1 protein-coding gene is annotated in these 913 nt (G+C 59.5%); it reads right to left on the reverse strand.

Going from position 1 to position 913, the window contains the following annotated elements; all coding sequences use genetic code 11:
* Nucleotides 1–13: 13 nt before the first annotated feature.
* The coding region (locus QJT82_RS45470; RefSeq protein WP_281446737.1) for an IS630 family transposase at nt 14–913 on the reverse strand (900 nt) is incomplete at its 5' end.

Here is a 913-nt window from a genome sequence, read left to right on the forward strand (position 1 = left end):
CTAGTACCCGGAATCAGAGCTGAGTGATACGGCGGCCTTTGAAACGGCGTTGACGGACCTTTTTCTTGGTCCAGACGAAGGGCTCGGCTTTGTCGTTGTACGCGTTGACGTAGGCATCGATGTGGTCCTGAAGCTGCTTGAGGCTTGTGAAGGAGGTGCCGCTGAGCGACTGCCCCTGCAAGATCGAAAACCATACCTCGACCTGATTGAGCCAGGACGCACTTGTCGGCGTGAAATGAAATTGCACGTTGGGGTGGGCCTTGAGCCAGTCCTCGTTCTTCTTGTGGGTGTTAAGGTTGTCGAGGATGACGTGAAGCTGGCGGCTCGGAAAGGCCGCGGTGAGGCTGTTCATGAAATCGAGAAACTCGACGCGGCGACGGCGTTTTGAATGCGTTGCGATGATCTTTCCGGTGGCGACTTCGAGCGCCGCAAACAATGTTGTGGTGCCATGCCGCTTGTAATCGTGGCTCTGGCCGGTCAAGGCGCGGCCATTGGGCAACTTCAGATAACCCTGCGCTCGCTCCAAAGCCTGGATCGAAGGCTTCTCGTCCACGCATAGCACAATGGCCTTCGCCGGCGGGGCGACGTAGAGGCCGACAACATCGGCGGCCTTGGCCGTAAAGTTCGGGTCGTTGCTCTCGCACCAGGACTTGCGAGCCGCGAGGTCAATCTTGTGGCTGCGCAGGAACCGCCAGACATATTGGACGTCAACATCGCCCAGCGCTCCGGCCAGCAGAGGACCGGTCCAGCGCGCAAACCCGTGCGGCGGCGGCTTATCCAACAGCTTCAGAATCCGCTTGTCGGTCGTCTTCGTATAGATCGGCTGCTTGCCCGGTCGCGGCTTGTCTTGCAGCCCTTCAAGGCCATGGTCGGCATAGCGATGCCGCCAAAGGCTGACAATCCGCGGCTGGAC

Origin of the sequence: Bradyrhizobium sp. Mp19, from assembly GCF_029952935.1 — a bacterium.
Taxonomy (GTDB): Bacteria; Pseudomonadota; Alphaproteobacteria; order Rhizobiales; family Xanthobacteraceae; genus Bradyrhizobium; species Bradyrhizobium elkanii.